General features: G+C 63.1%; 27 protein-coding genes and 1 tRNA gene. 15 read left to right on the plus strand and 13 right to left on the minus strand.

Features of this window, described 5'->3' with window-relative positions:
• Nucleotides 1-32 precede the first annotated feature (32 nt).
• Together ACNJX8_RS36220 and ACNJX8_RS36225 are read right to left on the minus strand one after the other, a co-directional pair.
• Nucleotides 33-608 carry a hypothetical protein gene (locus tag ACNJX8_RS36220; RefSeq protein ID WP_439358602.1) on the minus strand — a complete coding sequence of 192 codons (576 nt, stop codon included), beginning with the start codon at nucleotides 606-608 and terminating at the stop codon, nucleotides 33-35.
• 2 nt (nucleotides 609-610) lie between these two features.
• Nucleotides 611-922 carry a hypothetical protein gene (locus tag ACNJX8_RS36225; RefSeq protein ID WP_439358603.1) on the minus strand — a complete coding sequence of 104 codons (312 nt, stop codon included), beginning with the start codon at nucleotides 920-922 and terminating at the stop codon, nucleotides 611-613.
• A gap of 221 nt (nucleotides 923-1,143) precedes the next feature.
• On the opposite strand from ACNJX8_RS36225, the gene ACNJX8_RS36230 reads away from it, so the two are divergent.
• Entirely contained in the window at nucleotides 1,144-1,410 is a 267-nt protein-coding gene (locus ACNJX8_RS36230; protein ID WP_439358604.1) for a helix-turn-helix transcriptional regulator, read from the plus strand.
• A 72-nt stretch (nucleotides 1,411-1,482) separates the two neighbouring features.
• Complete coding sequence (gene drt5 / locus ACNJX8_RS36235; protein ID WP_439358605.1) at nucleotides 1,483-3,027, plus strand: antiviral reverse transcriptase Drt5; 1,545 nt, start codon at nucleotides 1,483-1,485, stop codon at nucleotides 3,025-3,027.
• A 241-nt stretch (nucleotides 3,028-3,268) separates the two neighbouring features.
• On the opposite strand, the gene ACNJX8_RS36240 is transcribed toward drt5, so the two are convergent.
• A complete protein-coding gene (locus ACNJX8_RS36240) occupies nucleotides 3,269-3,880 on the minus strand; it encodes a hypothetical protein (RefSeq protein ID WP_439358606.1) in 612 nt (203 codons plus the stop codon).
• Between the two features lie 313 nt (nucleotides 3,881-4,193).
• Here ACNJX8_RS36240 and ACNJX8_RS36245 point away from each other — a divergent pair, with 313 nt between their 5' ends.
• From ACNJX8_RS36245 to ACNJX8_RS36260, 4 genes are read left to right on the plus strand one after another with little or no spacing between them, the layout of a single operon-like run.
• Nucleotides 4,194-4,772: a hypothetical protein gene (locus tag ACNJX8_RS36245; protein ID WP_439358607.1), complete on the plus strand. Its 579-nt coding sequence runs from the start codon at nucleotides 4,194-4,196 to the stop codon at nucleotides 4,770-4,772.
• A complete protein-coding gene (locus ACNJX8_RS36250; protein ID WP_439358608.1) occupies nucleotides 4,769-6,151 on the plus strand; it encodes a 7-cyano-7-deazaguanine synthase in 1,383 nt (460 codons plus the stop codon). Before ACNJX8_RS36245 ends, ACNJX8_RS36250 begins: the two co-directional genes overlap by 4 nt.
• A 4-nt stretch (nucleotides 6,152-6,155) precedes the next feature.
• Nucleotides 6,156-7,316 (plus strand): ImmA/IrrE family metallo-endopeptidase, encoded by a 1,161-nt coding sequence (locus ACNJX8_RS36255; RefSeq protein ID WP_439362030.1) that lies wholly within the window; start codon nucleotides 6,156-6,158, stop codon nucleotides 7,314-7,316.
• On the plus strand, nucleotides 7,294-7,920 hold the full coding sequence (locus ACNJX8_RS36260) for a hypothetical protein (protein ID WP_439358609.1): 627 nt from the start codon (nucleotides 7,294-7,296) through the stop codon (nucleotides 7,918-7,920). Before ACNJX8_RS36255 ends, ACNJX8_RS36260 begins: the two co-directional genes overlap by 23 nt.
• Nucleotides 7,921-8,077: 157 nt before the next feature.
• Here ACNJX8_RS36260 and ACNJX8_RS36265 read toward each other — a convergent pair.
• The 4 genes from ACNJX8_RS36265 to mnmA all read right to left on the minus strand — a co-directional run bounded on the left by ACNJX8_RS36265 (nucleotide 8,078) and on the right by mnmA (nucleotide 11,128).
• Nucleotides 8,078-8,154: transfer RNA gene (locus ACNJX8_RS36265), tRNA-Met, on the minus strand.
• Nucleotides 8,155-8,390: 236 nt separating this feature from the next.
• Nucleotides 8,391-8,747: a hypothetical protein gene (locus ACNJX8_RS36270; protein WP_439358610.1), complete on the minus strand. Its 357-nt coding sequence runs from the start codon at nucleotides 8,745-8,747 to the stop codon at nucleotides 8,391-8,393.
• A gap of 322 nt (nucleotides 8,748-9,069) precedes the next feature.
• On the minus strand, nucleotides 9,070-9,708 hold the full coding sequence (locus ACNJX8_RS36275; protein ID WP_128937987.1) for a class I SAM-dependent methyltransferase: 639 nt from the start codon (nucleotides 9,706-9,708) through the stop codon (nucleotides 9,070-9,072).
• A gap of 238 nt (nucleotides 9,709-9,946) precedes the next feature.
• Entirely contained in the window at nucleotides 9,947-11,128 is a 1,182-nt protein-coding gene (gene mnmA / locus ACNJX8_RS36280) for a tRNA 2-thiouridine(34) synthase MnmA (RefSeq protein ID WP_439358611.1), read from the minus strand.
• A gap of 351 nt (nucleotides 11,129-11,479) precedes the next feature.
• Here mnmA and ACNJX8_RS36285 point away from each other — a divergent pair, with 351 nt between their 5' ends.
• The 9 genes from ACNJX8_RS36285 (at nucleotide 11,480) to ACNJX8_RS36325 (ending at nucleotide 21,341) form a co-directional block, all read left to right on the plus strand.
• Complete coding sequence (locus tag ACNJX8_RS36285; RefSeq protein WP_439358612.1) at nucleotides 11,480-13,117, plus strand: flagellar hook-length control protein FliK; 1,638 nt, start codon at nucleotides 11,480-11,482, stop codon at nucleotides 13,115-13,117.
• Nucleotides 13,118-13,129: 12 nt separating this feature from the next.
• Complete coding sequence (locus tag ACNJX8_RS36290) at nucleotides 13,130-13,837, plus strand: flagellar hook assembly protein FlgD (RefSeq protein WP_091888371.1); 708 nt, start codon at nucleotides 13,130-13,132, stop codon at nucleotides 13,835-13,837.
• Nucleotides 13,838-14,239: 402 nt separating this feature from the next.
• Entirely contained in the window at nucleotides 14,240-14,515 is a 276-nt protein-coding gene (sciP, locus tag ACNJX8_RS36295; protein ID WP_002714638.1) for a CtrA inhibitor SciP, read from the plus strand.
• A 181-nt stretch (nucleotides 14,516-14,696) separates the two neighbouring features.
• The gene (gene fliF / locus ACNJX8_RS36300; protein ID WP_439358613.1) at nucleotides 14,697-16,310 is read left to right on the plus strand and encodes a flagellar basal-body MS-ring/collar protein FliF; all 1,614 of its coding nucleotides are present in this window, start codon (nucleotides 14,697-14,699) and stop codon (nucleotides 16,308-16,310) included.
• Nucleotides 16,311-16,354: 44 nt separating this feature from the next.
• A complete protein-coding gene (gene fliG, locus ACNJX8_RS36305) occupies nucleotides 16,355-17,449 on the plus strand; it encodes a flagellar motor switch protein FliG (RefSeq protein ID WP_128936423.1) in 1,095 nt (364 codons plus the stop codon).
• Entirely contained in the window at nucleotides 17,449-18,072 is a 624-nt protein-coding gene (locus ACNJX8_RS36310; protein WP_249758107.1) for a FliH/SctL family protein, read from the plus strand. The genes fliG and ACNJX8_RS36310 overlap by 1 nt, the downstream gene beginning before the upstream one ends.
• Nucleotides 18,073-18,075: 3 nt before the next feature.
• On the plus strand, nucleotides 18,076-18,426 hold the full coding sequence (gene fliN / locus ACNJX8_RS36315) for a flagellar motor switch protein FliN (protein ID WP_091888362.1): 351 nt from the start codon (nucleotides 18,076-18,078) through the stop codon (nucleotides 18,424-18,426).
• Between the two features lie 53 nt (nucleotides 18,427-18,479).
• A complete protein-coding gene (gene flbD, locus ACNJX8_RS36320; RefSeq protein WP_439358614.1) occupies nucleotides 18,480-19,862 on the plus strand; it encodes a sigma-54-dependent transcriptional regulator FlbD in 1,383 nt (460 codons plus the stop codon).
• 330 nt (nucleotides 19,863-20,192) lie between these two features.
• Nucleotides 20,193-21,341, plus strand: coding sequence for a M20 family metallopeptidase (locus tag ACNJX8_RS36325; protein WP_439358615.1), 1,149 nt, complete (start codon nucleotides 20,193-20,195; stop codon nucleotides 21,339-21,341).
• A gap of 116 nt (nucleotides 21,342-21,457) precedes the next feature.
• On the opposite strand, the gene ACNJX8_RS36330 is transcribed toward ACNJX8_RS36325, so the two are convergent.
• The 6 genes from ACNJX8_RS36330 to ACNJX8_RS36355 form a co-directional block, all read right to left on the minus strand.
• Nucleotides 21,458-21,613 (minus strand): hypothetical protein, encoded by a 156-nt coding sequence (locus tag ACNJX8_RS36330; RefSeq protein ID WP_008131268.1) that lies wholly within the window; start codon nucleotides 21,611-21,613, stop codon nucleotides 21,458-21,460.
• A gap of 94 nt (nucleotides 21,614-21,707) precedes the next feature.
• Nucleotides 21,708-22,289: a flavin reductase family protein gene (locus tag ACNJX8_RS36335; protein ID WP_128943792.1), complete on the minus strand. Its 582-nt coding sequence runs from the start codon at nucleotides 22,287-22,289 to the stop codon at nucleotides 21,708-21,710.
• 33 nt (nucleotides 22,290-22,322) lie between these two features.
• On the minus strand, nucleotides 22,323-23,159 hold the full coding sequence (locus ACNJX8_RS36340; RefSeq protein ID WP_439358616.1) for an ATP-binding cassette domain-containing protein: 837 nt from the start codon (nucleotides 23,157-23,159) through the stop codon (nucleotides 22,323-22,325).
• A gap of 20 nt (nucleotides 23,160-23,179) precedes the next feature.
• Nucleotides 23,180-23,986: an aliphatic sulfonate ABC transporter permease SsuC gene (ssuC, locus tag ACNJX8_RS36345; RefSeq protein WP_439358617.1), complete on the minus strand. Its 807-nt coding sequence runs from the start codon at nucleotides 23,984-23,986 to the stop codon at nucleotides 23,180-23,182.
• Entirely contained in the window at nucleotides 23,983-25,161 is a 1,179-nt protein-coding gene (ssuD, locus tag ACNJX8_RS36350) for an FMNH2-dependent alkanesulfonate monooxygenase (RefSeq protein WP_439358618.1), read from the minus strand. The genes ssuC and ssuD overlap by 4 nt, the downstream gene beginning before the upstream one ends.
• Nucleotides 25,158-26,111, minus strand: a complete 954-nt coding sequence (locus ACNJX8_RS36355; protein ID WP_128943796.1) for a sulfonate ABC transporter substrate-binding protein — start codon at nucleotides 26,109-26,111, stop codon at nucleotides 25,158-25,160. The genes ssuD and ACNJX8_RS36355 overlap by 4 nt, the downstream gene beginning before the upstream one ends.
• Between the last annotated feature and the right edge of the window lie 22 nt (nucleotides 26,112-26,133).

The raw sequence follows: 26,133 nt of genomic DNA on the forward strand, positions 1-26,133 counted from the left end.
GCCTAGCCTCGCGGTGTCGAGCCATGCCAAGACTATTCGAGCTGCGACTCCTCGATCAGGAAGCGACCGAAGTCGGGACGGTGGTCGCCGATGCCGAAGGGACCCGCCATGCGGAAGTAGCTCACGACGTCCTCCCGGTTAACAATGGTGGTGATGAACGAGCCGCGTACGGCCGCGCTCCAGCCGTCGAAGCACGGACGCGTGCGCGCCACCCGCGAGTCGTCGACACGCACAATCTCGCGGTGGCGGAAGCGCGGGTCCTGCCAGAGCTCTTCGACCGTCTTCGGGCCATCGTACTCGAGCATCGCGGGGCCCTCGGCGACGAAGGCCGCCTTGGTCGCCTTGCCCTTGCGGACCGTCTTGGCGCCGTTGACGAGCGCACCCTTGATTGCGGACGGCGGCAGACACGGCTGGCCTTCGTGAAGCCACAGCGATCCGTGCCACTCGAGCTCCGCAATCCGATGATGGTCGGCGTCGGTTTTATGCTGCTTCCTCGTGAGCTTTTTGAGCGCCCGCGCGGTGGGGTCGAACGGGTCGGCGAGCCTGCTGGAGTGCATCAACATGGGGCCGACGCCGACCAGACGCAGCGTGATCATCTCCACCGCCATGATCAGATCTCCCCCTCGGTGGGATCGAAGAGCGGTGCCGTCTCGGCGATGCTGCGGACGATGTTGGCGTACGAGGCCAGCTTGGCCGCGTAACGACGGGCGCGCAGCATGCTGGTCACCACCTCGTGGCACTCGTGGCACAGCACCGTGAGGTCGCCATCGCGCTCGTCTCCGAGGTTGTCGTAGGTGCGATGGTGCGCCTCGAGCTGCTCGGTCGCCGCGCAGAGCACGCAGCGATGGCCGGCGGCCGCAATCGCACGCTGGCGAATCTGCCGCCAAGCGGCGCTACGCAGATGCTTCTCGTAATCCACCATCGGACATCGTCCCCGGTCAGTTTCCTGAGGGGCGGTGTAGCACAGTTTTTCGGGTTTGGGGACAAATTGTCCCCGAAAACCCAAAAATTTTCGTTAACCTTAACGGTCAGTTAACAAGGAAAGGTAAAAGTCTAACCATTCACTTAGTCGGTCTTAGCTCGCTCCATTCGGAGGCCTAGCCAAAGAACTGATAGATTCTGCATCACATAAACAGCGCCGCGATGGACGACCACCTGCTCACCCCTTCCCTGCTTCGAGCAGCGCGCGCGCTGCTCGGATGGAGTCAGGCCGAACTGGGGCAGAAGGCTGGCGTGTCGCGGAAGGCCATCGCAACGTTCGAGACGGCCGAGCCATCCAATCGAATCGATCCGCGCCGCAAGGCCGTGCTGCAGACGCTGAGGCAATATCTCGAAGTCGAATGCGATATCGAGTTCACCTTCGCGAGTGACAAGACGGGCGAAGGAGTACGTCGCGCGAAGCCGCGATAGCTCTTGAGTGGTTGGGCGACCTAGGCTCTAAACTCAGGCAGTTGGTTGATCCTGCCGAGCTGAGTCGCCATTATGAAGAAGCCATCAAAGGCCCCCGCCAGCCAGCCTAAGCTACCGCCGCCCCGTTCCGCTCCTCCGCTACCGCCAAAGCTGCCCTTCAGCGGGAAATCCTTCTTTCTGAATGATCTAGGCAAAACGCTATTCCCATTGCGTACCAACAAAGTCTTGGGCGAGGCCGCGTTCGAGAAGTTCGTCGAGTACGCCAAATCGAACTCGGACCACTTTCTGCCACAAAAGCGCGTGTTTGCGATGAAGCAAGGCGGACACCTTCGGCGTACCTTCAAGCTCGATCCAGTCGCCGAAATGTTCCTCTACGACCTTTTGTATCGCAATCGCCGCTTTTTTCGCCGCCCAACTGACAAGAAGCGCGAGACATTCGGCTACAATTTCGAAGCGGGCGAACCGACCGAGGCCACCCTCTCTTATCGGGGATTCAAGGGTGCAACGAGCCAATACAGGAAGACCTATACGCACAGCATCTCGTTCGACGTCGCCTCATACTTCAATTCCATCTATCACCATGATCTCGTCCACTGGTTCGAACGAATCGGGGCGTCATCCGAAGATGTCAGCGCATTAGGCAGCTTCCTGAGAGAGATCAGTTCGGGCCGAAGTATCGATTGCCTACCACAGGGTCTCTACCCCGCGAAGATGATGGGCAATGCGTTTCTAGAGTTTGTGCAGCAGTCGGGACGACTACAATCTGACGTGCTAATTCGTTTCATGGACGACTTTGTACTCTTTGCAAATGACAAGGAGACCCTGCTCAGTGACTTTTATCATGTGCAAGAAGCGCTGAGCGCAAAAGGCCTATCGGTCAATCCATCCAAGACGCGACTATTTTTGAAGGGAGACGACGAGATTGATCGCACCCTCGATGGGGTAAAGAAAGGACTCCTCAGGAAACGACGGAGGGTGGTGAGGCGCGGGTACGACGAAGATGAAGGCGACGTCGATGAGGAACTCAGAAACCTCACCAAGAAAGAAACAGACCTTCTGCGAGAGCTGCTCGCGCGGCCACACCTGGAGGAAGAAGATGCGGAGCTTGTTCTCGCGCTGATGGGAAATCACTCTGCGGATGTTGTTGCGAGGTTTGAGGATCTGCTCCGTGACTTTCCTCACCTTGCAAAAAGCATCTATCAGTTCACCAAGTTCGTCCGCGACAAGGCCTCGCTCTCAGCGATTATCGCCAAGTTTGTGGCCGAAAGTAAGATAATTCCTGAATTCCAGCTCTTCTGGCTAGGCGTAATCCTCGAAGAGAGTTTACTGGCGACTAAGCAGGCGAGCGACATCGCTCATTCGCTCTACACTCACCCATGGGCAACGCCAATCACCAAGGCTAAGGTTCTCGAGATAGCGGACCAGCGCTTTGGTCTCACTGAGCTTCGCGAGACTCATCTGAAGGACGGCACTTCCGATTGGTTAGCCTGGGCTTCCGCGTGCGGCTCCCGCGTAGAAAAGAGGGCTGCAAGAAACTACAGCCTAAAATACTTCAAGAATGCTTCTCCAATAAACAAGTTGATTGGAGAGGTGATAGCCGACCTGCCGCAGCAGTAGCCGTGCGCGATAAAGCGTCCCTCCTGCCCTACTTGCTGAATGCGGCGCTTGTGTGCGCCGCGTCCTCGTGCATCGAGGCAGGTGCCTCTTCGGCACCACTCTAGCCGCTTACGGTGGCGCACTGATTGCGGGCAAAGGTAGCTTCTGGAAAATGATCATGCGATGGCACGCCATTCAGAACAAAGCTACGAACTCGCGTGTCATGATTCGAATGGAATGATCGCCTCGTTCTTTGCCTTGGTCATGGGGTTGAAGCTTTTCGGGCCTTCTTCTTCGGCGCCGGCTTCTTTACAGGCTTGTTCTTCTTCGGAGAGGGCGTCTTTCTGGCTGGACCGCTTCGGGCACGGCTATTTACGACACCGTCGATGTCCTCGATTTGCGCGTTCAGCCTCTGGATAGCGGCCATTAAGCGCTTGGCGGCGGTCTTGTTCGGTTTCACACCGTGTTGGCCGTAAAGGTTGACTTCTTGTTGGACGGCATGGCGCAACCCGGCCTTTCCGGAGCCAAGAACGTCCAGCGCACGGAGCGTGCTTAAACTAAGGCCCAACTCGCGGTGCAGCCGCGTTCGCTCGATGCGACGGAGCGCACGAGCGATTTCCCATTCCCGATCGTTGAAGTCGTTAAGGGCTTGCTGGATCCGTTTATCGGACAATTCGTCGCCGTCGACCACTTGCCGTAACAAGCTAAGGATGCCGCTGGGCGTGAAGTACAGCGACCGGATCGCGACAACTACGTCCTGTTGCAGACGGCGATCATGTTCTTCGGTTTTGGGCAGCATCGCCTTCAACGCCTTGAAGGCTTCAACGACGAGATTGATAGCGATTGCGCCAGCCTTAATGGTTTCCGGATCCATTTCTCTCCTCGTGGGTAAAGCACGCTCGCACTGTACACTGGTCTTTCAGCACCGGAGAGCACACAACGGGGAGCTACGAACGGAGATGCTTCATCCCTCGCAGCTAAAACCTTCATGAGAACGCTTTGACCCTTTCGCTCGGTCAGGACGATGGCGGGCGCGAGCGAGGTCCCGTACGGGGTCTCTCTTCGTTGAGATCAGAATGCGCCCCTGCGCACAGATAGTGCGATATATCGGCTCAATTTTAGATAGATGCTTTTTGGATTTGACATTGTCAGACTTTCTATATATTTTTTTGACATGGAGAATCGCCGTGAGTGATGGTCCGTACAAAAGCCTGAACATGACGCCCGCCTGGAAGAAGTTCGCGGAATGGGCGCATAAAGCTGCTTTTGAGCCTGATGAGGTTGCCAGTCGGGTCATCCCGGCCTTGGAAGAGACGTGGCGCGACGAGGGCTGCACCGAAGTCGTCCGCGCTATCCGATTGATTTTGGGCGATGCCCGGCAGATCGACTTGTTCGGCCAAGATAAGTCAAACGAACTGCAAGCTGCGCGACGGGACCTTTCCGCCGGATCCCCAATGCGGCGCCTGATCGTCGATCACGTCGTGCAATCAATGGCGAATGGAAAGCGCGGCGACGATGCGGTTTGTGACGGCGTCGAAAGCGCGTTGCACGACCGCGCGGCGCGAGGTCCCCGACAGGTAGAAGAGCATTATCTGCGCAAGCAAAATCCCGCAGCCACCGCGACCCGCGTTAGAAGCCGCATGGAGCACGCTGTCGCGAGCGCTCCGATTGCGAGCCTTGCACGTCGTTTATCCGGTCTGGAAACCGCCGCTCAGCCGCAATCCATCAAGAAGCAAGGGCTTGAAGACGGCGTGAGCCTACCATGAGCAACGATGAACTACCTACGGTCCAAGTCGATGTGCATGAAGCCGGCGGTCGCGCCCGCGCAGGCCGGGTTTCTTGCGAGATCGAAACCAATCTTATCTTTAAGACGCATAATCTTGCAGCGTATTTTTTTGCGAAGTGGGAGCCGGTCATCTTCGACCTGATGCTATTGGCCGCGTCGGTCGAATTCTGTGATCGAATAGAGCGCCGGCCGGCCCTACGCTGGGGCCGCGCCTTTGAACTGTGTCTGCCCGTCCATGATCCCCGGGTTTGGCAGCAGAAAATTGTGTCTAACACTCTGCATGAAGCACTTGAGCTTCTGACGGGCGATCGATGGAAAATTACGTTCACGAACCGTAAGAAGCCGACTGCCGCACCAATGCAGGAGCTATTCCATCTGGATGCGGGCGCTGAAGCTGTCATTCCCTTCAGCGAAGGACTCGATTCCCGGGCGGTAGGTGCGTTAATGGCAGAAGAATACGGGAGCAGGTTGATCCGCGTCCGCCTCGGGGCCAAAACGAAAGACCAGCCAAAGGATTCGTCTGGTCGCAAGCAACCTTTCATGGCGCTGCCATATCAGGTGAAGCCCGTTGAATCCCGCTTTGTCGAATCAAGCGCCCGGTCTCGCGGCTTTAAATTTGCTGTACTAAGCGGATCGGCCGCTTACTTTGCCAAAGCGGGCAAGGTCATTGTGCCGGAGAGCGGGCAAGGCGCGCTCGGTCCAGCGCTTGTCCCAGTCGGTCAGGCGTACGAAGACTATCGCAACCATCCGCGCTTCATGAAGCAGATGACGGAATTTTTCAAAGCGCTTCTTGGCGCTGACATCGAATTTGTGTTCCCGCGCCTATGGTTCACCAAAGGTGAAACGCTGAAAGCGTACATTGAATTGAGCCATAGCAGGAATGATGAGTGGTGGAAGACGCGATCGTGCTGGCAGGATAATCGCCATGTGTCGGTCAATAATCACCGACGCCAGTGTGGTATTTGCGCGGCCTGCATGCTGCGCCGACTGAGCGTTCATGCGGCTGGTCTCGCGGAACCCGCAGAGACGTATGTCTGGGAAAACCTCTCTGCGCCGACGTTCGATGCAGGCATCGCTGTGGGATACAATAAGAGGACGCGCACTCAGAAGCAGTATGCTATCGCCGGCACGCTACATCTCGATCATCTGGCGCACTTGAAGCAATCTCGCGCGGCTGAACGTCCGCTCAGTCTTGCGGTATTTCAACTGGCACGTTCTCTCGGCGAACCGGAAGCGGCCATCGCTCCAAAACTGGAACGGCTGCTCTCCCAACACAAAAAAGAATGGAATAGCTATATGAACTCCTTGGGACCGCAGTCATTCGTTGCGCAGTGGGCGGACAATGACCAGTCTGCTTGACACTATGCCGCCAACGGAGGTCGGCGAGCGCCTCCGAGAAGCACGCGACCGCATGAAGCTCAAGCAGGCCGATGCGGCAGAGTCGGTTGGCCTTTCGCGGACCACTTTGGTTGCAATCGAACAAGGGCAGCGGCGGGTACGAATCGACGAATTGCGCAAGCTCGCGCATCTTTATCGGATGTCGATCAACGAGTTAATGCGTCAGGAGGCGATCCACACTGACCTTGTTCCGAAATTCCGCAAACTGTTCCAGCAGGACGACAATGCGGTCGAACTTGCGGTTAAGCAGTTGGAGGACCTCGCCCGAGCTGAAGCAGAATTGGAGCAACTTCTTGGCGTTCAACCACTGCGCAACTATCCACCGGAACGACAGATCCTTCCAGGTGACGTTCGGGCACAAGCGGAGCAGGACGCTCTTGAATTGCGGCAGCGGCTCGGACTGGGCTTAAGTCCCATCTCCGACATCGTAACGCTACTGGAGCTTGAACTCGGAGTACGCGTCTACATTCGGCGCATCGATGGCGGGATCTCCGGCATATTTGCATACGATGAGGCTCTCGGTGCCTGCATCCTTCTCAATGGCAATCACCCTCGTGATCGCCGCGCTCAAACGGCGGCGCACGAACTTGGCCATCTGGTTTCTACGCGGCGAGAACCCGAGGTGTTGGAAGAGGGCCTAACCGAGAACTCCCGCGAGGAGCGTTACGCCAACACCTTCGGCAGAGCATTTATGACCCCCGCTCGTGCGGTCATGCAAAAGTTCAAGGAAGTCACTGTCGGATCGGAAAAACTGACCCGGCGGCATGTCATCGTTCTCGCCCATTTCTTTGGCGTCTCTCGCGAAGCGATTGTCAGGCGACTAGAAGAGCTCAAGCTGGCGAAGTCCGGCACGTGGGATTGGTTTCTAGCGAACGGAGGCATCAGTGATCAGCAGGTCGTCCAAGTATTGGGCGACCTGACGAGTCCCGACATCCATAAGGCGGATGCGGACAGGCCGACGACGCTTCGGCTTGCTCTCCTCGCGGGGGAAGCCTGGCGCCGTGGAATGCTGAGCGAGGGCCAACTCGCTCGCATGCTCCACTTGGACCGTGTCGAATTGCGGCGCATGTTCGACGGCCTGGAACTGGAAGGGAGCGAAGCCGATGGGGCTGTCATGCCTGATTGACCCCACGGCACCGGTTGTTGTCGATGCGAGTACCGTGATCAATCTGAATGCCACGGCCTACGGGCCGCGCATTCTAAAAGCTATCTCGAATCCGTTCATTATTACCGACGTTGTGCAGGGAGAACTCCTGGAAGACCACCGTAATGGCCGTCAGGATGGACGGTTAGTTGCTGAGCTTGTTGGATCGGGCCTGATCTCGGTCGCAAAACTTGCTGATCTTACCGAGTCTCATTTCGAGGATTTAGTGATCGGTCGGGGTGATGCGACCCTCGACGATGGCGAAGCCGCGACCATCGCTTACGGCATTGAGAAAGGAGCAATCACCCTGATCGACGAGCGGAAGGCCACGCGATTGACTCGCGAGCGATATCCGCGTCTGACCGTCGGCAACTCCCTTGATGTGCTGTCCCACAGCGCTGTGTTCGCGGAATTGGGACACGACGGAACTGCCGATGCAGTCTTCAATGCTCTGCGCCTAGCTCGGATGCGAGTACCGCCTGCGGCGCTCGAGTGGGTTGTGACGTTAATCGGGCGAAAACGCGCCGCGGTGTGCGAGTGCCTTCCGCGCAGGTATCGAGTAAGAGAGGAAATCCCAACCAAGTAAGAACTTGGGCTTTATTGTACATCTCCCCGGCACCGCAACGAACCGCACGGCACGGTAAAGAATTGATCGGCGACCAGCTCGGATGTATCAAGGAGACATCCCTCGAGTCGAAACATCGATCGGCCAACGCTGGAAAATCAATGGGTTACGCTGGATCTGGTAGCGGGGGAGGGACTCGAACCCCCGACCCCAGGATTATGATTCCCGTGCTCTAACCAGCTGAGCTACCCCGCCACAGGGCTCGCGGTGGCCGAAACGGCCGATCTCGCGAACGCGCGGCATATAAGGAAGGGGGCGGCGGGAAGTCAAGCAAAGCCCGGTCGATTAGCTGGGTGAATTCAGCCACGGACCGGCCCATTCCGACACCAGACCTGTGGAGAGTCCCCCTCACCCGGAATCCGCGCTTTTGCGCGGAATTCCAGCCTCTCCCCGCGGGCGGGAGAGGCGAAGAAAGGGGGCGAAGAATCAGCCTATTTCGGCCGCACGTTCGGATCGCCGCCGGGGCTGCCCGGGGGTGGGATCACCGGGGTGTTGGCGCCGGTGTCGGGCGCGGGCGCGTGCATCTCGGGGTCGATGCCGGCGGGCGGGCAGAGCACGCCCTCGGATTTGGCCAACTTGTCGCCGAGCGGTTCCCGGGCCTGGCCGGTGGTGGTGCCGTCAGGCTGGCGGTTCAGACGGTCCTGGGCTGTGCAATTGGTCGGATGTTGCGGAGACGGTGGCGCGGTCTGTTGCGGCGGCGTCGCCGGGGCGGGCGGGGCCTGCGCGATCGCGTTGCCGGAGGCGGCGATCAGGAAGCCCGCTAGGATGATGTTTGATGTCGTGCGCATGGGAAGGAAACGCGCTGGGCGTGGGGCCCGTTCCCGGGCCAAGCGCGATGTGATCGGACGATCCCTGAAGTATTCCCCCGTCATTGCGAGCGCAGCGAAGCAATCCAGGGTTTTTCCGCGGAGACAGTCTGGATTGCTTCGCGGAGCCTGTCATCGGGCCGCGCTTCGCGCGGATCCGTTGGCTCGCAATGACGGGGTGGTGAAAGCTTTATCCGCGCGAGAGATATCGCTGGTGGAGAGAGCCCTCTCCCCTACCCTCTCCCGCAAGCGGGAGAGGGGGCGCACTGCCGGCCTGGCTGGCTGCGCGCCAGTCCAATCACGATCACGATTTGCGGTAGCGGATCAGGGAAAAATGCCCCATCGGCGGCATCGGTCGGCGCTCGGCTAGCGTGACGCCGCCGTGTTTTGCGGCCCAATTGGCGAGGCGGGCCCACGGGAATTCCGGGCGCCAGCCGAGGCGGCGGGCTACGGGTGCGAAGGCGAGCTCGAACAGTTTTCGCGGGCCCGTCTCGGCGCCGATGTGATTGACGAGGATCAGCTCACCGCCGTGCTTGAGCACGCGCACGAACTCGTCGAGCGTGCCTTCGGGATCGGGCACCGCGGTGATGACATATTGCGCGACCACCGCGTCGAAGAAGTTTTCGGGGAAGGCGAGGTTTTTCGCGTCCATCACCGAGAGCACTTCGACATTGGAGAGCCGCAGCGCGCGCACGCGCGCCTGTGCCTTGCGCAACATCGGCTCGGAGATGTCGACGCCGCAGATTTTCGTGGTGCGCGCATAGTCCGAGAGCGATAGCCCGGTGCCGACGCCGACGTCGAGGATGCGGCCGCCGATGCGGTCGGCCTCCGCGATGGTCGACTGCCGTCCGGCGTCGAACACCTTGCCGAACACGAGATCATAGACCGGCGCCCAGCGGCCATAGGCCTTCTCGACCCCGGCCCGCGAGATGTCTGCTGCCATGCCCCCTGCCCTTGCGCGCTTCTAGTGTGTGATGCGTGTTGGTGGATTCAAAAGTCGCCCCGCGCGCGGTCTGAGCCTCTCCCGCTTGCGGGAGAGGTCGGCGCGTAGCGCCGGGTGAGGGTTCTATCCGCCCGCGAGATATCGCGTGTGGAGAGAGCCCTCTCCCCAACCCTCTCCCGCAAGCGGGAGAGGGGGCGCACTTCCGGTGCCGCGGCAGTGCGATCCAATTTCGTCATGATTAGCCGCGCACGGCTTCCGCGAGCGGCCTTGCCGTGCTCGTACCGACCTTCGCTGCGGCGCTCTGAATGAAGCCGCCGCCGAGCACGCGCGCCTGGCCGCCAGGCGCATCGTAGAACACGCAGGCCTGGCCCGGCGAGACGCCCTCTTCGCCGGCGACGAGCTCGACCTCGTAATGACCATTGCCGCCGCGCAGCCACGCGGGCTGGGGGCTGCGGGTCGAGCGCACGCGCACGAACATTTCGAGGCCGCCGCCGATGGCGCGGTCAATGTCACCGTCGCCGATCCAGTTGACGTCGCGCAGCACGATGCGGTGCATCTTCAGGGCATCGCGCGGACCGACCACGACGCGGCGATTGGCGGCTTCAAGCCGCACTACGAACAGCGGCGCGGTCGCCGCAATGCCGAGGCCGCGGCGCTGGCCGACGGTGAAATTGGCGATGCCGTTGTGCTGGCCGAGCACGCGTCCGTCGAGATCGACGATGTCGCCGGGATCCATCGCGTTCGGCCGCAGGCGCGTGATGATGTCGGTGTAGCGTCCCGTCGGCACGAAGCAGATGTCCTGGCTGTCGTGCTTGTCGGCGACCGCGAGCCCAAAGCGGCGCGCGAGCTCGCGCGTCTGCGGCTTGGTCATGTCGCCCAAGGGAAAGCGCAGGAAGTCGAGCTGCTCGCGCGTGGTCGCGAACAGGAAATAGCTCTGATCACGATCGGCGTCGGCGGCGCACACCAGCGCGCGCGAGCCGTCATTCAGGCGACGCGAGGCGACGTAATGGCCGGTGGCGAGCGCGGTGGCGCCGAGCTCGCGCGCGGTCTTCAGGAGATCGCGGAACTTGACCGAACGGTTGCACTCGATGCACGGCACCGGCGTCTCACCGAGCGCGTAAGAGTCGGCAAAGTTGTCGATGACGGACTCGCGAAAACGGTCCTCGTAGTCGAGCACGTAATGGGGAATGCCGAGCTTGGCCGCGACGTCGCGGGCGTCGTGGATGTCCTGGCCGGCGCAGCAGGCGCCCTTGCGATGGGTCGCCGCACCATGGTCGTAGAGCTGGAGTGTGATGCCGACGACGTCGTAGCCCTCAGCCTTGAGCAGCGCAGCCGTCGTCGAGGAATCGACACCGCCCGACATGGCAATGACGACCCTGGTGTCCTCAGGACGGCCTTCGAGATCCAGACTGTTGAGCATGGCCTTAAAGCGTTGTGACGGCGGCGTGGCGTGATCCGCATTTCCTGTGCTTCCGGCGGGATATCGGGCGATCCCCAGGAACCCTGGTTCCCCCGGGGGGCACGACTGCCCGGTCGAAAGCGGCTGAGAGTGACCTCTTTAATATAGGCGGCATTCCGGTGAAGCAATCACGCGGGCGGCCAGCTTAGGGCAATTCTTGCCGGGGCGGCAGAAATGACGGGGTCGCGGCAGACCTCATAGCGGCCGCGCCGATTTCGCAAGATTTTGATTTTACTATTGAAATTTCCATGAAGGGACGGTGGCCCGCTCCTTGCTCCTCTCCAGGCCGAAGATGTTTCCAAGGGGTCGCCTGTGGTCGGTCGGACGTCAGATGTCGTGGCAAGCGTGCAAGTCCAAAGCGCGCAGCAAAAGCCTACCCGGTCGCAAGCGGCGAAGGATAATTCCGCGACCGACTCCTTCGGCTCGATGGTCGACAGCAACACCCAGGCGATCAGCAACAAGGCAGCCTCGCAGGCGCAGGACAGCGCGCCGCGCCGGAGCGATGCGTCATCTTCGTCGTCCTCCTCGGACAGAGCTGCGCGCGACACGTCGTCCACGGATCAGTCGTCCTCGCAGAGCAAGGCGAGCGACGACGCCGACGCGTCCGCGCCCGCCAAGGACGATAGCAAGATCGACGACACGACGACCCATCCGGCCAAGGACGCCGGCAAGACCAAGGACAAGGTCGAGGCCTCCGACGCCAAATCGGCCGACAAATCCGACGAGACCAAGGGTGACAAGACCGACGGCACCGACACCGTCGTGGCCGCCGTCGATGCGGCGGCCGCCGTGGCGACCGATGCGACGCAAGTCGCCGTGCCCGATCCGAACGCGATCGTCGTTGCCGCACCGGTCGTGCCGGTCGATCCGAATGCGGCTGCGAACCAGGCCACCGGCTCCGCCTCACCGCTGACGATCGCCGCCGCCGGCCTCGCCGCCAGCGCCTCCACCGCGGCGCAGATCCAGGGCGCCAAGACCGATACCGCCACCGCGGGCGACAAGAGCGCCAAGACCGCGAGCGCGAAGATCGATGCGGACACCACGACCACGCTCGGCGAGACCGCGACCGGCACGAGCGAGGCCACCGCGACCGATGCGAAAGCCAATGGCGGCCTGATCGCCGCCGTGGACCAGGGCACGCCAAAGACCTCATTCAAGGCCGCGGCCACGGCGCAGGCCCAGACCGACATCTCCAATATCGGCCAGGATACCGGCAAGGCGAACGCCGCCACGCCGCAAGCAGCGGGCGCAGCGCCCCTCAACGCCGCCGCGCATCCCCAGGCCGCCAGGCCGCAGGCAGATGGCGGAGCGGCTGACGCGAAGGCGGCTGGCACCGAGCGTACCGCCGATGCGGCCCCTGGCGCATCCGCCGCGCACATTCATGCGGGACCGCAGGCGGCTGTCGCCGCGACGGATACCAGCGCACAAGCCGCCTCCGCCGTGCAGGCGCCGCTGACCAATACGACCTCGACCGCCACTGCATCGACCGCGACGCTCACCGCAACCGCGGCAACCAACACGGCGGTGCCGATCAGCGGCATACCGATCGAGATCGCGGCCGCCGTGCGCGCCGGCAAGTCCCGCTTCGACATCAGCCTCGATCCGGTCGAGCTCGGCCGCATCGACGTCCGCATCAATGTCGACCGCAACGGCCAGGTCACCTCGCATCTCACCGTGGAGAAGCCGGAAACGCTGCAAATGCTGCGTCAGGACGCGCCGCAATTGCAGCGCGCGCTCGACGATGCCGGTTTCAAGACCGGCAGCAACGGGTTGTCCTTCAGCCTGCGCGACCAGAATTCATCGGGCCAGAACTCCGGCCAGAACAACGACAATGGCGGCAATGCCCGCCGGCTGATCATCAGCGAGGACGAAACCGTTGCAGCGGCGCCCGTCGGGCGCGGCTACGGCCGCATGTATGGGCCGAGCAGCGGCGTCGACATCAGAGTGTAAGGAGTATTCGACATGGCCACCACGAATGCCGCCACCGCACCTTCCGTCGTCTCCGGGACGACCGACATCCCGAAATCCTCCTCGTCGAACTCGCTGAGCTCGACCACGGGATCGACGCTCGCCGGTAATTTCCAGACCTTCCTGACGCTGCTGACGACGCAGCTGCAGAACCAGAACCCGCTGGATCCGCTCGACACCAACCAGTTCACCCAGCAGCTGGTGCAGTTCGCCGGCGTCGAGCAGCAGCTCAAGACCAACGATTCGCTGTCCCAGCTCGTCACCCTGCAGCAGACCACGCAGGCGACCCAGGCGCTGGGCTTCGTCGGCAAGACCGCCCTGGTCGACGGCTCGACCGCGACCATGACGAAATCGTCGGCGACCTGGCATCTCAATGTGCCGACCGACTCGACCGTCGACATCACCGTCGCCAATGCCAGCGGCCAGACTGTGTTCACTGGCAAATATACCGCCGCCGCCGGCACCGACATCCCCTTCACCTGGAACGGCATGGGCAATGACGGCACGCAATGGCCTGACGGCAAGTACACGATCTCGGCCACGGGCAAGGATGTGGCGAACAACACCGTCGGCATCGCCGCGCAGGTGCAGGGCACGGTGTCATCGGTCGACCTGACCCAGTCGCCGCCGCTGCTCACCATCGACGGCGCCAGCTACACCCTGAGCCAGGTCAAGAGCATCATCGCCACCGGCAGCAATTGAGGGCTGGTGGGCCGTTACATATACGGTGTCATCCCGGCGAAGGCCGGGATCCATACCGCGTGATCTATCGATGAACCGCTGGTAGCAGTACCAAGAAAGACTTCCGAACTACGGGTCTTCGCCAAACTCCTCCCTGTGGTTATGGGTCCCGGCCTCCCGTGCGCAATTGCGCACTAGGCCGGGACGACGCCCGAAAGAGCGCGCGCAGGCCTCGTTCGTTAGTAAAGTATTTACGAAGTCCCCCTCGACTGGCCTGGACGCACCCGTCCCGCCGGCCGAGACGAGCCCGTTCCAGCCAGTTTCAACGAGAATTGTATTGAAGCCTTAGGCTTAGCGGATTTTTAAGCCGCGGGGCGTAGGGTTACGGCGTGAGTTCAGTGGTTGAGAGTTTGTGAGTACGCCATGACAGAACCCCATCGCCCGAGGGTAAAATACGTCATCGGGCCGGACGGCAGTCCGTTGACGATCGCGGATCTGCCTGCACCCGGCACCAAACGCTGGGTCATCCGCCGCAAGGCCGAGGTCGTCGCCGCTGTGCGCGGTGGACTTCTCTCCCTTGAGGAGGCCTGCAGCCGTTATACCCTGACGGTCGACGAATTCCTCTCCTGGCAGTTTTCCATCGACCAGCACGGTCTGGCGGGTCTTCGCACCACCCGCATCCAGCAATATCGCCAGTAAGCGATCCGGAAATCTGCAGCTTTTGACGAAAATCGGCCTCGCTCTGCGAGGCCGATTTTTCATGGTGTTAACTTTTGTCCGACCTCTTAACCGTCGTTAACCATATCGAAACCATCACCTAGGCAATAATTGCCCACTCGGCCTTTCCAGTGAAAGCGGCCGAAGCTGTTGGGGCGGTTGCTTGCAAGGTCTGGTCGACTTCCTGAAAGGTATCGGGGCCGCCCGATTCGGGGCAATGATCGCGGTCACCGCCGCGCTCATCGGCTTCTTCGCGTTCGTCATCATGCGCGTCACCACGCCGCAGATGACGACGCTGTTCACCGACCTCAGTGTCGAGGATTCCTCGGGCATCATCAAGGACCTGGAGCGCCAGGGCATCCAGTTCGAGATCCGTAACGAGGGCTCCATCATCATGGTGCCCAAGGACAAGGTCACGCGCCTGCGGATGAAGCTTGCCGAGGGCGGCCTGCCCAAGGGCGGCGGCGTCGGCTACGAGGTGTTCGACAAGTCGGACGCGCTCGGCACCACCTCCTTCGTCCAGAACATCAATCACCTCCGCGCGCTCGAAGGCGAGCTCGCCCGCACCATCCGCGCCATCGACCGCATCCAGGCTGCCCGGGTCCACCTGGTGCTGCCCGAGCGCCCGCTGTTCGCGCGCGAGGCGCCGGAGCCGTCGGCCTCGATCGTGGTCCGCGTCCGCGGCTCGCTGGAAGCCCAGCAGATCCGCGCCATCCGCCATCTCGTCGCCTCCGCCGTCAACGGGCTGAAGCCGCAGCGGGTCTCGATCGTCGACGAAGCCGGCCAGCTGCTGGCCGACGGCGCCGCGACCGATCCGGAGCAGGCGGTCGGCGACGAGCGCCGCATCGCCTTCGAGAAGCGGATGCGCAAGCAGGTCGAGGACATCGTCTCCTCCGTGGTCGGCTCCGGCCGCGCCCGCGTACAGCTCTCCGCCGATTTCGACTTCAACAAGGTCACCCAGACCTCGGACAAGTTCGATCCCGAAGGCCGCGTGCTGCGCTCGAGCCAGACCCGCGAAGAGCAGAGCATGACCGCCGACAACAACGGCCAGGTCACAGTCAATAACGAGCTGCCCGGCAATCAGCAGAACAACGGCGTCGCGGCCAAGGACCAGAGCAAGAAGACCGAAGAGACCAACAATTACGAGATCTCCCGCACCACCAAGACCGAAGTGACCGAGGCCGGCCGGGTCAACCGCATCTCGGTCGCGGTGCTGGTCGACGGCATCTATTCCAAGAACGACAAGGGCGAGCTGGCCTATCAGGACCGCACCAAGGAGCAGCTCGACCGCATCGCCGCGCTGGTGCGCTCGGCGATCGGCTTCGACCAGAAGCGCGGCGACCAGGTCGAGGTCATTAACCTCCGCTTTGCCGATGCGCCCTCCACCGCTCCGATCGGCGAACCTTCGGGCTTCCTCGGCATGCTCCAGTTCACCAAGGACGACGTCATGTACTTCGTCGAGCTCGGCGTGATGATGCTGCTCGGCCTGGTCGTGCTGTTCCTGGTGATCCGCCCGCTGGTCAAGCGCATCCTCGCCTCCGATGAAGTCGCCGCCGCCATCTCCGGCGTGCTGACGGGCCCCTCCGCTTCGGAAGAGGCCGCACCCGCCACCGGCCAGCCGCTGCTGCCGGGCGGCGCCGCCAGCGCCATCGACGTCGCCACCATTCAGGGCCAGGTTCACGCCCAGTCCGTTCATCGCGTCGGCGAGCTCGCCGAGCGCAACCCCAACGAAACCGTCGCCATCATCCGCCAATGGCTGACCGAACCCGCGAAATAACCAAGCCAAGTAACTTTGCCAAGTGAATCAAGAAGTGATCTGACATGGCCGCCAATCTGCAGAACGCCAACTCCAACGACATCACCAGCGTGATCTCCACGCTCGGTCAGCGCGCCGGCAACCGCGCGGGCGGCGCCAAGACCGCCGCGTTGGGCGGGCCGAAGCGTGCCGCGATCCTGATGCTGGCGCTGGGTGAGCAATATGGCGGCAAGATCTGGTCGCTGCTCGACGACGACGAGGTGCGCCAGCTCTCGCTGGAGATGTCGACACTCGGTACCGTCGAGGTCGACACCGTCGAGGACATGCTGCTCGAATTCGTCTCGCGCATGTCGGCCTCGGGCGCGCTGATGGGCAATTTCGACGCCACCGAGCGACTGCTCCAGCAATACCTGCCGCCGGAGCGCGTCAACGGCATTATGGACGAGATCCGCGGCCCCGCCGGCCGCAACATGTGGGAGAAGCTCTCCAACGTGCAGGAAGAGGTGCTCGCGAACTATCTCAAGAACGAATATCCGCAAACCATCGCGGTGGTGCTGTCGAAGCTGAAGCCGGAGCACGCCGCCCGCGTGCTCGGCATCTTCCCGGAGGAGCTCGCGCTCGACGTCGTCAACCGCATGCTGAAGATGGAAGCCGTGCAGAAGGAGGTGATCGAGAGCGTGGAGAAGACGCTGCGCACCGAATTCATGTCCAACCTGTCGCAGACCCGCCGTCGCGACGCCCACGAGGTGATGGCGGAAATCTTCAACAATTTCGATCGCCAGACCGAGACCCGCTTCATCACCTCGCTGGAAGAGGAGAACCGGGAATCGGCCGAGCGCATCAAGGCGCTGATGTTCACCTTCGACGACCTCGTCAAGCTGGACTCCGGCTCGGCCCAGACCCTGATGCGCAACGTCGACAAGGACAAGCTCGGTGTCGCGCTCAAGAGCGCCAACGAGGACGTCCGCAGCTTCTTCTTCGGCAACATGTCCTCGCGCGCGGCCAAGATGCTCCAGGACGACATGGCGGCGATGGGGCCGGTGCGCCTGCGCGACGTCGACGAGGCGCAGGCGCTGCTCGTCAACCTCGCCAAGGACCTCGCCGCCAAGGGCGAGATCATGCTGACCAAGAATCGCGCCGACGACGAGCTGGTGTACTGATGGGCGCTCCGGCAAAATTCCTGTTCGATACCGACTTCGCCGCGCCCGAGCGCTCGACGCGCGAGAAGGCCGCGACGGCGGCCGAGATCGCCCAGAAGATCGCGGAAGCCGAGGCACGCGCCTATCAGGACGGCTTTGCCGCCGGCCAGCGCGAGGCCAAGGCCGAGAGCGACCGCCGCGTTGCGCTCGCCATGGAGGAGATCAACATCGCGATCCGGGGCATCGCCTCCGGCATCGGCAACATCGAGTCCAAGATGGAGACCGAGGCGGTCGACGTCGCGGTCGCGGTGGCGCGCAAGCTGTGCGCCGACCTGGTCGCCGCCGAGCCGCTCGGCGAGATCGTCGCACTTGTCAAGGACTGCTTCTCGCATCTGGTGGCGACGCCGCATCTCGTCGTCCGCATCAACGACGCGCTCTACGACGCTGCGCGCGACAAGTTCGAGCGGCTCGCCAAGCAGAGCGGCTTCGAAGGCCGGCTGGTCATCCTGGCCGAGCCGGAGATTGCCACCGGCGACTGCCGGATCGAATGGGCCGATGGCGGCGTCGTGCTGGAGCGCGGCGCCATCGCAGCCAAGATCGACGACATGGTCGGACGCTATATCGCGTCCCGCAGGGGGAATTAAGCCATGAGCGACACCGACGGACAGGTCCCGCTGCCCGATCTCAACGGCCCGATGCCGCCTGCCGGCACCGACGTCGGCTACAACGAGGACGAATATGCGGCGCGCGTCGCCGCCGACCTCGAAGCCGTGTTCGACGTGCCGGTGCAGGTCTCGGCTGTGCTCGGCCGCTCCAAGATGGATGTCGGCGAGCTGTTGAAGCTCGGGCCCGGCACCGTGCTCGAGCTCGACCGCCGCGTCGGCGAGGCCATCGACATCTACGTCAACAACCGTCTCGTCGCCCGCGGCGAGGTGGTGCTGGTCGAGGACAAGCTCGGCGTGACCATGACCGAAATCATCAAGACCGAACGCGGCTAGCGAACACACGGGAATGACGCGCGGCAGCGCGACCAGACGGACAGGAGACTGACATGCGGCTTCTCATCGTTGGCACATTGAAGGGCCAGCTCACCACCGCCACCAAGATCGCGATGGAGAACGGCGCCACCGTGACCCATGCCGAGGATCACGAGCAGGCGATGCGCGTCTTGCGCGGCGGCAAGGGTGCCGACCTCCTGCTGGTCGACGTCGCGCTCGACATCCGCGACCTCGTGATGCGGCTGGAGGCCGAGCACATTCACGCCCCGATCGTCGCCTGCGGCATCACCAACGATGCCCGCGCCGCGGTCGCCGCGATCCATGCCGGCGCCAAGGAATACATCCCGCTGCCGCCGGATCCGGAGCTGATCGCCGCGGTGCTGGCTGCCGTTGCCAATGATTCCCGCGAGCTGGTCTGTCGCGACGAGGCGATGGCCAGGGTGATCAAGCTCGCCCAGCAGATCGCGGGCTCCGACGCCTCGGTGATGATCACCGGCGAGTCCGGCACCGGCAAGGAAGTGCTGGCCCGCTACGTCCACACCCGCTCGGCACGCGCCAAGCGCCCGTTCATCTCGATCAACTGCGCCGCGATCCCCGAGCATCTGCTGGAATCCGAACTGTTCGGCCACGAGAAGGGCGCCTTCACCGGCGCGGTCGCCCGCCGTATCGGCAAGTTCGAAGAGGCGACCGGCGGCACGCTGCTGCTCGACGAAATCTCGGAGATGGACGTCCGCCTGCAATCCAAGCTCTTGCGCGCCATCCAGGAACGCGTGATCGACCGCGTCGGCGGCACCAAGCCGGTGCCGGTGGACATTCGCATCATCGCGACCTCGAACCGCAACCTCGCTGAAGCCGTGCGCGAAGGCACGTTCCGCGAGGATCTGCTGTTCCGCCTCAACGTCGTGAATTTGAAGATCCCGCCGCTGCGCGAGCGTCCCGCCGACATCCTCGAGCTCGCCCAGCACTTCGTGAAGAAATATGCCGAGGCCAACGGCGTGCCGCTACGCCCGATCTCGGCGGAGGTGCGCCGCGTGCTCTCCAGCAACCGCTGGCAGGGCAACGTTCGCGAGCTCGAAAACACCATGCATCGCGCCGTGCTGATGGCGCAGGGCGACGAGATCGGCCCCGACGCGATCATCACGCCCGACGGCGACCGCCTCGACCTCGCCAAGACTGCACCGGCGGTGGCGCATGCCACGATGGCCGCCGAGCAGGTGACGCGGGCGCTTGTGGGGCGCACGGTCGCCGATGTCGAGCGCGACCTGATCCTGGAGACGCTGAAGCACTGTCTCGGCAACCGCACCCATGCCGCCAACATCTTGGGGATTTCGATCCGCACGCTGCGCAACAAGCTCAACGAATACGCCGACGGCGGCATCCCGATCCCGCCAGCGGGCACACCGGGTGAATATCCGCGCGTGCCGATCGGGGCGTGAGGCGGCCACGCTGATCGAGAATGCAGATGCCCGGGCCAGTCCCGGGCATTTTGTTTTCAAGGCAACCTGCGTCGCACTCTCAGTGTCGTCCTGGCGAAAGCCAGGACCCATTACCCCAGGGAGAAGTTTGGCGAAGATTAGTCGTCCGGTACACCTACCGCCCATACTCGAGAGGCTCCGCGGTATGGGTCCTGGCTTTCGCCAGGACGACACTGAGGAGGCACTACGCGTCCCAATCCATAGCGCGCAACATGGCCGCACCGCATCCGGCGACTAGGTCGCGGCAGCGCGAGGCTCTATAACCCCCGTGAGAACCACACGGGGATAAACATGTCTGAAGCTCAAATCACGGATTGGCTGGCGTCGCAGCGGCAAGCGATGATCGATCTGCTCCGCGAGGTCGTGAACATCGATTCCGGATCCTACGACAAGGAAGGCGTCGATGCGGTCGGTGCGCGGTTCGAGCGGCATTTTGCCGAGCATGGCATTCCGTACCGGCGCGAGGAAAACGACAGCTTCGGCGATGCGATCCATGCCGAGGTGGCCAAGCCCGGCAGCAACGAGAAGCCGGTGCTGTTGATGGGACATCGCGACACCGTGTTCGGTAAGGGCGAGGCCGGGCGGCGTCCATTTACGATTCGAGATGGCCGCGCCTATGGACCCGGCGTTGCCGACATGAAGTCCGGGCTCGTCATGAACGTGTTCGTGGCGACCGCCTTCCACAAATTCGGCGGCAATCCGCATCCGATCAAGCTGCTGATCACCTCGGACGAGGAGATCGGCTCGCCCTCCTCGCGGCCGGTGATCGAGCGCGAAGGAGGCGCCGCGCGCGCCGTGTTCAATTCGGAGCCGGGCCGCCCCACCGGGAACGTCGTCACGGGGCGCAAGGGCGGCATCTTCATGCATCTTGCCATCACCGGTAAAGCCGCGCATTCCGGCGCCAATTTCGCCGCCGGCGTCAGCGCGATCGGCGAGCTCGCGCACAAGATCGTGCAGATCCACGAGCTGACCAATCTCGACAAGGGCATCACGCTCAATGTCGGCCTGGTCTCGGGCGGGCAATCCGTCAACACCACGGCGCCTTACGCGGAAGGCCAGATCGACCTGCGCTATGTCGATCCCGCAGACCGCGCGACGGTGATGGCCGCGATCGAGCAGATCGTCGCGACGTCCTACGTGCCGGGTACCAGCGTGACGCTGACGATCAAGGGCGAGTTCGTGCCGGTGGTGCAGAGCGCGGAGTCGAAGGCGCTGTTCGAAGGCTATCAGGCCGCCGCAAGAGAGGTCGGCCTTACCACGCTCCAGGGTGAGTTCTCCGGCGGCTGCGCTGATTCCGGTTTCACCGCCGCCGTGGGCACGCCGACCATCTGCGGCCTCGGGCCGGTCGGCGGGCTCGCGCACACGCCGGAGGAATATCTCGAGCTCGACAGCATCGTGCCGCGCGCACAGGCGCTGGCGTTGGCGATTTTAAGGGGGTGAACGCAGGTGTCGTAGGGTGGGCAAAGGCGCACTTGCGCCGTGCCCACCATTTGTCTTCGCTGGATAGAAGTGGTGGGCACGCTTCGCTTTGCCCACCCTACGAGACCTAGGAGGTCCTACGAATAACTCGGCGCGTCGGGCTTGCGGAAGATGTGGATGGGATCGCCCGGCACGATCGGCTGGCCGCTGAACATCGCATAGGCATAGAGCGCGAGATAGGCGATCGCGAGCGCGCCGATAGCGTAGAAGGCCCAGGTCGCAACGCGCTTCATCGATCCGCTCCATTGCCGTCCCGGCGGAAGGCTCAGGCGCTTCTAGAGCGATGACGGGAAAAAGGCCAGCCTGTGGGCCGCCGGCCAGCGGCGATCAAATGCCGCGCCGGGCGCGCGCGGGAACGCTGACGTCGGCGAGCCTGGCCGCATCTTCGTCCTGGTCGACTGCCACATATTGCCCATGCCAATAGGCCAGCGCGGCGGTGCGGGTCGAGCTCCTGATATCCCTGACACGGCCGATGACGATGCCGTGCGAGTGACGCTCGATGATCTCCTCGACCTCGCAGTCGAACGCCGAGAGCGCGCCCACCAGCAGCGGAACACCCGAAACTGATGTCACCCATTGGGCGCCTGCAAAGCGGTCGGCGCCCTTCAGTCCGCCCTTGCCGGCAAAACGTTCGGCGACATCGAGCTGGTCGGCATTGAGGATGTTCACGCCGAAGGCACTGTGGCGACGGATCAATGGAAAGGACGAGGCGTCCCTGTTGATGCTGACCAGCAGTGTCGGCGGTTCGACTGATAGCGAGGTCACCGAGGTCACCGTCATGCCGGTGATGTCCCTGCCCCGCCCGGCGGTGATGACGCTGACGCCGCCGGTGAGGTGGCGCATAGCGCCGCGGAAATCGGCGGACGAGACAGGGATTTCGGTCATAAGATCGCGGGGCACTACATTCATGGCGTTGCTCCCCGAAATGGGGGTTCTCTGTATTTAGGTACGATCGTCCGCCGATAACAGGTGACTCAGGATCGAGCCTTCGAGCCCCGCAAGCTCGGCCGAACCGCGCTGGCGAGGCCGGGCCGCGTTAACCGTGACGTCATGGGCGATCCGGCCCTCCTCGATCACCAGCACCCGGTCGGCCAAGGCGACCGCTTCGGCGACGTCATGGGTCACCAGGATCGCGGTAAAGCCCTGGTCGCGCCAGACGCGCTCCAAGAGACGCTGCATCGAGATTCGGGTCAAAGCGTCCAGCGCGCCGAGCGGCTCGTCGAAGGCGAGCACGCGCGGGCGGGAGACCAGCGCGCGGCCAAGCGCGACGCGCTGTTTCTGGCCCCCCGACAGCACCGAGGGCCACTGGTCGCGCTTGTCGGCAAGGCCAACTTCGGTCAGCGCCTTCTCGGCGCGCGCATGCGCATCGCCCGAGGCGCGATCGCGGCCAAGGCCGACCTCGACATTGGCGAGCACGCGCGCCCAGGGCAGCAGCCGCGGCTCCTGGAACATGACGCGGATGTCCTCGGGCTGGATATCCTGGCCGAAGCTGATGCTGCCGGCGTCGATCTTCTCCAGGCCGGCGATGAGCCGCAGCAGTGTGCTCTTGCCACAACCGCTCTTGCCGACGATGGCGACGAACTGGCCGGCGGGGATGTGCAGATCGATGCCGCGCAGCACCTCGTTGTCGCCGAAGGATTTGCGCAAGCCACGGATGCTGAGCGGCAGGCCGGCGGTCGTCGTCGGGCGCTCCTCGCGCACCACACGGGCGTGCGGCGCGAAATTGGCGCGGCTGGCGAGCTCGGTTTCCGGAAGGGAGATACGAAGCGCTGTCTGCATGGGATTCCCAGTATTTCTGCTCAACGTTTCTGGAAGGCGGGGTGCCAGGAAAGTGTCAGGCGCTCCAGCACGCGGGAGGCGCTGTCGGCGAGCTTGCCGAGCAGGGCGTAGATCAGGATCGAGAGCACAACGACGTCGATCAGCATGAACTCGCGCGCCTGCATCGCCATGTAGCCGAGGCCCGACGAGGCCGCGATGGTCTCGGCGACGATCAGGGTCAGCCACATGATGCCGAGCGCGAAGCGGATGCCGACGAAGATCGAGGGCAGCGCGCCCGGGAAGATCACCCGGCGAAACAATTCGCCATCGGTCATGCCGTAGATGCGGCCCATCTCAATCAGCTGCGGATCGACGGTGCGGATGCCGTGCAGCGTGTTGAGATAGATCGGGAAGAACACGCCCAGCGCCACCAGGAACAGCTTTGCGCTCTCGTCGATGCCGAACCAGAGGATGACCAGCGGGATCAGCGCCAGATGCGGCACGTTGCGCACCATCTGGAGCGTGGTGTCGGTCAGCTTTGCCGAGAGCTGCGACAGGCCGTTGGCGAGCCCGAACGCGAAACCGATGCTGCCGCCGATCAGAAAGCCGATCGAGGCGCGCCAGAACGAGACCCAGATGTTGCGAACGAGCTCGCCGGAGAGCAGCAGCTTCCAACCTGCGAGCACGACGTCGCTCGGCGCCGGCAGCACCCGGGTCGGCACGAAGCCGGTGACGCTCGCGACCTGCCAGATCGCGATGATGGCGAGCGGCACGATCCACTGGATCAGGCCGTCGACCCGCGGCAAACGAATGCCGCGCGGAAGCGAAATGCTGTCGATCAGGCTCATGACTGCGACACCCGGTGCTGCGGACGGAAATCGCTGCCGACCGTTTCGCCGAAAGGACCGCCGTTGAAGTGCAGCTTCGTCACGTTTGAGGGTTGCTCCAGCGAGAGCAGCGGGAATACCAGCTCGGCGAAGCGATAGGCTTCCTCCAGATGCGGGTAGCCCGACATGATGAAGGTGTCGATGCCGAGGTCCTGATACTCCCTGATACGGGCCGCGACGGTCTGAGCGTCGCCGACCAACGCGGTACCGGCGCCGCCGCGCACGAGGCCGACACCGGCCCACAGGTTCGGCGCGATCTCGAGTTGGTCGCGTTTGCCGCCATGAAGCTGGGCCATGCGCTGCTGGCCGACGGAGTCCATGCGGGCAAAGTTCTTCTGCGCCAGCGCGATGGTGTCGTCGCTGACATGCTTGATCAGCTCGTTCGCGGCACGCCAGGCCGTTTCATTGGTTTCGCGGACGATCACGTGAAGGCGGATGCCGAAGGAGAGCTTTCGCCCACGCGCTGCGGCGACATCCCTCACCTTCGCGATCTTCTCGGCCACCAGCGCCGGCGGCTCACCCCAGGTGAGATATTTGTCGACGGTATCGACGGCGACGTCGATGCCGGCATCGGACGAGCCGCCGAAATAGAGCGGCGGACGCGGCGACTGCACGGGAGGAAACAGCAACTTGCCGCCCTCGATATGGATGTGCTTGCCCTCGACATTGACCGTCTTTCCGGCGAGCAGGTCGCTATAGACGCTCAGGAACTCGCGGGTGACCTCGTAGCGCTCGTCATGGCCGAGGAAGATGCCGTCGCCCTTGTTCTCGACGGGATCACCGCCGGTGACGACATTGACGAGAAGCCGGCCGTTCGAGATGCGATCGAGCGTCGCGGTCATGCGCGCGGCGACACTCGGCGCTTGCAGGCCGGGGCGAACGGCGACGAGGTAGCGCAGCCGCTCGGTGAATGGCGCGACGCTGGAGGCGACGATCCAGGAATCCTCGCAAGACCGCCCGGTCGGCAGCAGCACGCCGAAATAACCGAGCTGATCGGCGGCCTGTGCGATCTGGCGCAGATAGTTGAAATTGACCTCGCGGCCGCCGATGCCGGTGCCGAGATAACGGCCGTCGCCGTGGGTCGGCAGGAACCAGAGGATGTTGGCGTTCGCTTGCTTGCTCATCTTGCTGCTCATGTTCCTGGTTTGCGCGCCACGTCGGAAATCTTGATTGCCTTCGGGATCAGACCTAGCGCGAAGAACGCGTCGGCGACCTGCTGCTGGTCGGCGATGACGGCATCCGTGATCGGCTTGATGCCGTAGGACTGCCGCTTCAGCGCGACCTCGACCACGGGGACCGAGAGGCCGATCGACGGCGCCAGCTGCTCGGCCACCACATGGATGTCGCCCTTGGCCCAATCGTCGACAGTGCTGAGCTCGGCGAGCACGGCGTCGACGATCTTCGGATTGGCTTCGAGAAATTTCTTGGAGGAGAAATAGAACTGGTAATTGGCGACGATGCCGGTGCCGTCGGCGAGCGTGCGCGCACCGGTGGCCGCCTCCGCCGCGGCCTGGAACGGATCCCAGATCACCCAGGCATCGACCGCGCCGCGCTCGAAGGCGGCGCGCGCGTCGGCCGGCGCCAGGAACACCGGCTCGATCTCGGAATACTTCACGCCCGCCTTCTCCAGCGCCTTGACCAGGAGGTAGTGGACGTTGGAGCCCTTGTTGAGCGCGACCTTCTTGCCCTTGAGCTCAGTGACCGATTTCAGCGGGCTATCCTTCGGCACCAGGATCGCCTCGCCCTTCGGCGCCGGCGGCTCATAGGCGACATACTGGATCGGCGCGCCGGCGGCTTGCGCAAAGATCGGCGGGGCTTCGCCGGTGTTGCCGAAATCGATCGCGCCGACATTGAGCGCTTCGAGCAGCGGCGGACCCGACGGGAATTCGGTCCACACCACCTTGTAGCCGTCGGCGGCAAGCTTCGGCTCCAGCGTGCCCTTGCTCTTGAGCAGCACCAGCTTGCCGTATTTCTGGTAGCCGATGCGGACCACTTTATCCTGTCCGTAGGACGTGCCGACCGCGGCGGCGACGATGCCGATCGACAGCACGATGGCCGCGATCAGACGCTGAATGATACGCCTCATGTTCAAACCCTTTTGGATGGGA

Origin of the sequence: Bradyrhizobium sp. SPXBL-04, assembly GCF_051853035.1 — a bacterium.
GTDB classification, from domain to species: domain Bacteria; phylum Pseudomonadota; class Alphaproteobacteria; order Rhizobiales; family Xanthobacteraceae; genus Bradyrhizobium; species Bradyrhizobium zhanjiangense.

Excerpts from the sequence above, each read along its gene's own strand:
- ACNJX8_RS36220 (WP_439358602.1), bottom strand. The coding sequence starts at position 608 with ATGGCGGTGGAGATGATCACGCTGCGTCTGGTCGGCGTCGGCCCCATG.
- ACNJX8_RS36275 (WP_128937987.1), bottom strand. The coding sequence starts at position 9,708 with ATGGCAGCAGACATCTCGCGGGCCGGGGTCGAGAAGGCCTATGGCCGC.
- ACNJX8_RS36250 (WP_439358608.1), top strand. The coding sequence starts at position 4,769 with ATGAGCAACGATGAACTACCTACGGTCCAAGTCGATGTGCATGAAGCC.
- ACNJX8_RS36335 (WP_128943792.1), bottom strand. The coding sequence starts at position 22,289 with ATGAATGTAGTGCCCCGCGATCTTATGACCGAAATCCCTGTCTCGTCC.
- ACNJX8_RS36330 (WP_008131268.1), bottom strand. The coding sequence starts at position 21,613 with ATGAAGCGCGTTGCGACCTGGGCCTTCTACGCTATCGGCGCGCTCGCG.
- ACNJX8_RS36310 (WP_249758107.1), top strand. The coding sequence starts at position 17,449 with ATGGGCGCTCCGGCAAAATTCCTGTTCGATACCGACTTCGCCGCGCCC.
- ACNJX8_RS36355 (WP_128943796.1), bottom strand. The coding sequence starts at position 26,111 with ATGAGGCGTATCATTCAGCGTCTGATCGCGGCCATCGTGCTGTCGATC.
- ACNJX8_RS36255 (WP_439362030.1), top strand. The coding sequence starts at position 6,156 with ATGCCGCCAACGGAGGTCGGCGAGCGCCTCCGAGAAGCACGCGACCGC.
- ACNJX8_RS36340 (WP_439358616.1), bottom strand. The coding sequence starts at position 23,159 with ATGCAGACAGCGCTTCGTATCTCCCTTCCGGAAACCGAGCTCGCCAGC.
- fliN (WP_091888362.1), top strand. The coding sequence starts at position 18,076 with ATGAGCGACACCGACGGACAGGTCCCGCTGCCCGATCTCAACGGCCCG.
- ACNJX8_RS36260 (WP_439358609.1), top strand. The coding sequence starts at position 7,294 with ATGGGGCTGTCATGCCTGATTGACCCCACGGCACCGGTTGTTGTCGAT.
- fliG (WP_128936423.1), top strand. The coding sequence starts at position 16,355 with ATGGCCGCCAATCTGCAGAACGCCAACTCCAACGACATCACCAGCGTG.
- mnmA (WP_439358611.1), bottom strand. The coding sequence starts at position 11,128 with ATGCTCAACAGTCTGGATCTCGAAGGCCGTCCTGAGGACACCAGGGTC.
- ACNJX8_RS36325 (WP_439358615.1), top strand. The coding sequence starts at position 20,193 with ATGTCTGAAGCTCAAATCACGGATTGGCTGGCGTCGCAGCGGCAAGCG.
- ACNJX8_RS36290 (WP_091888371.1), top strand. The coding sequence starts at position 13,130 with ATGGCCACCACGAATGCCGCCACCGCACCTTCCGTCGTCTCCGGGACG.
- ACNJX8_RS36230 (WP_439358604.1), top strand. The coding sequence starts at position 1,144 with ATGGACGACCACCTGCTCACCCCTTCCCTGCTTCGAGCAGCGCGCGCG.
- ACNJX8_RS36240 (WP_439358606.1), bottom strand. The coding sequence starts at position 3,880 with ATGGATCCGGAAACCATTAAGGCTGGCGCAATCGCTATCAATCTCGTC.
- ACNJX8_RS36225 (WP_439358603.1), bottom strand. The coding sequence starts at position 922 with ATGGTGGATTACGAGAAGCATCTGCGTAGCGCCGCTTGGCGGCAGATT.
- ACNJX8_RS36270 (WP_439358610.1), bottom strand. The coding sequence starts at position 8,747 with ATGCGCACGACATCAAACATCATCCTAGCGGGCTTCCTGATCGCCGCC.
- flbD (WP_439358614.1), top strand. The coding sequence starts at position 18,480 with ATGCGGCTTCTCATCGTTGGCACATTGAAGGGCCAGCTCACCACCGCC.
- sciP (WP_002714638.1), top strand. The coding sequence starts at position 14,240 with ATGACAGAACCCCATCGCCCGAGGGTAAAATACGTCATCGGGCCGGAC.
- ssuC (WP_439358617.1), bottom strand. The coding sequence starts at position 23,986 with ATGAGCCTGATCGACAGCATTTCGCTTCCGCGCGGCATTCGTTTGCCG.
- drt5 (WP_439358605.1), top strand. The coding sequence starts at position 1,483 with ATGAAGAAGCCATCAAAGGCCCCCGCCAGCCAGCCTAAGCTACCGCCG.
- ssuD (WP_439358618.1), bottom strand. The coding sequence starts at position 25,161 with ATGAGCAGCAAGATGAGCAAGCAAGCGAACGCCAACATCCTCTGGTTC.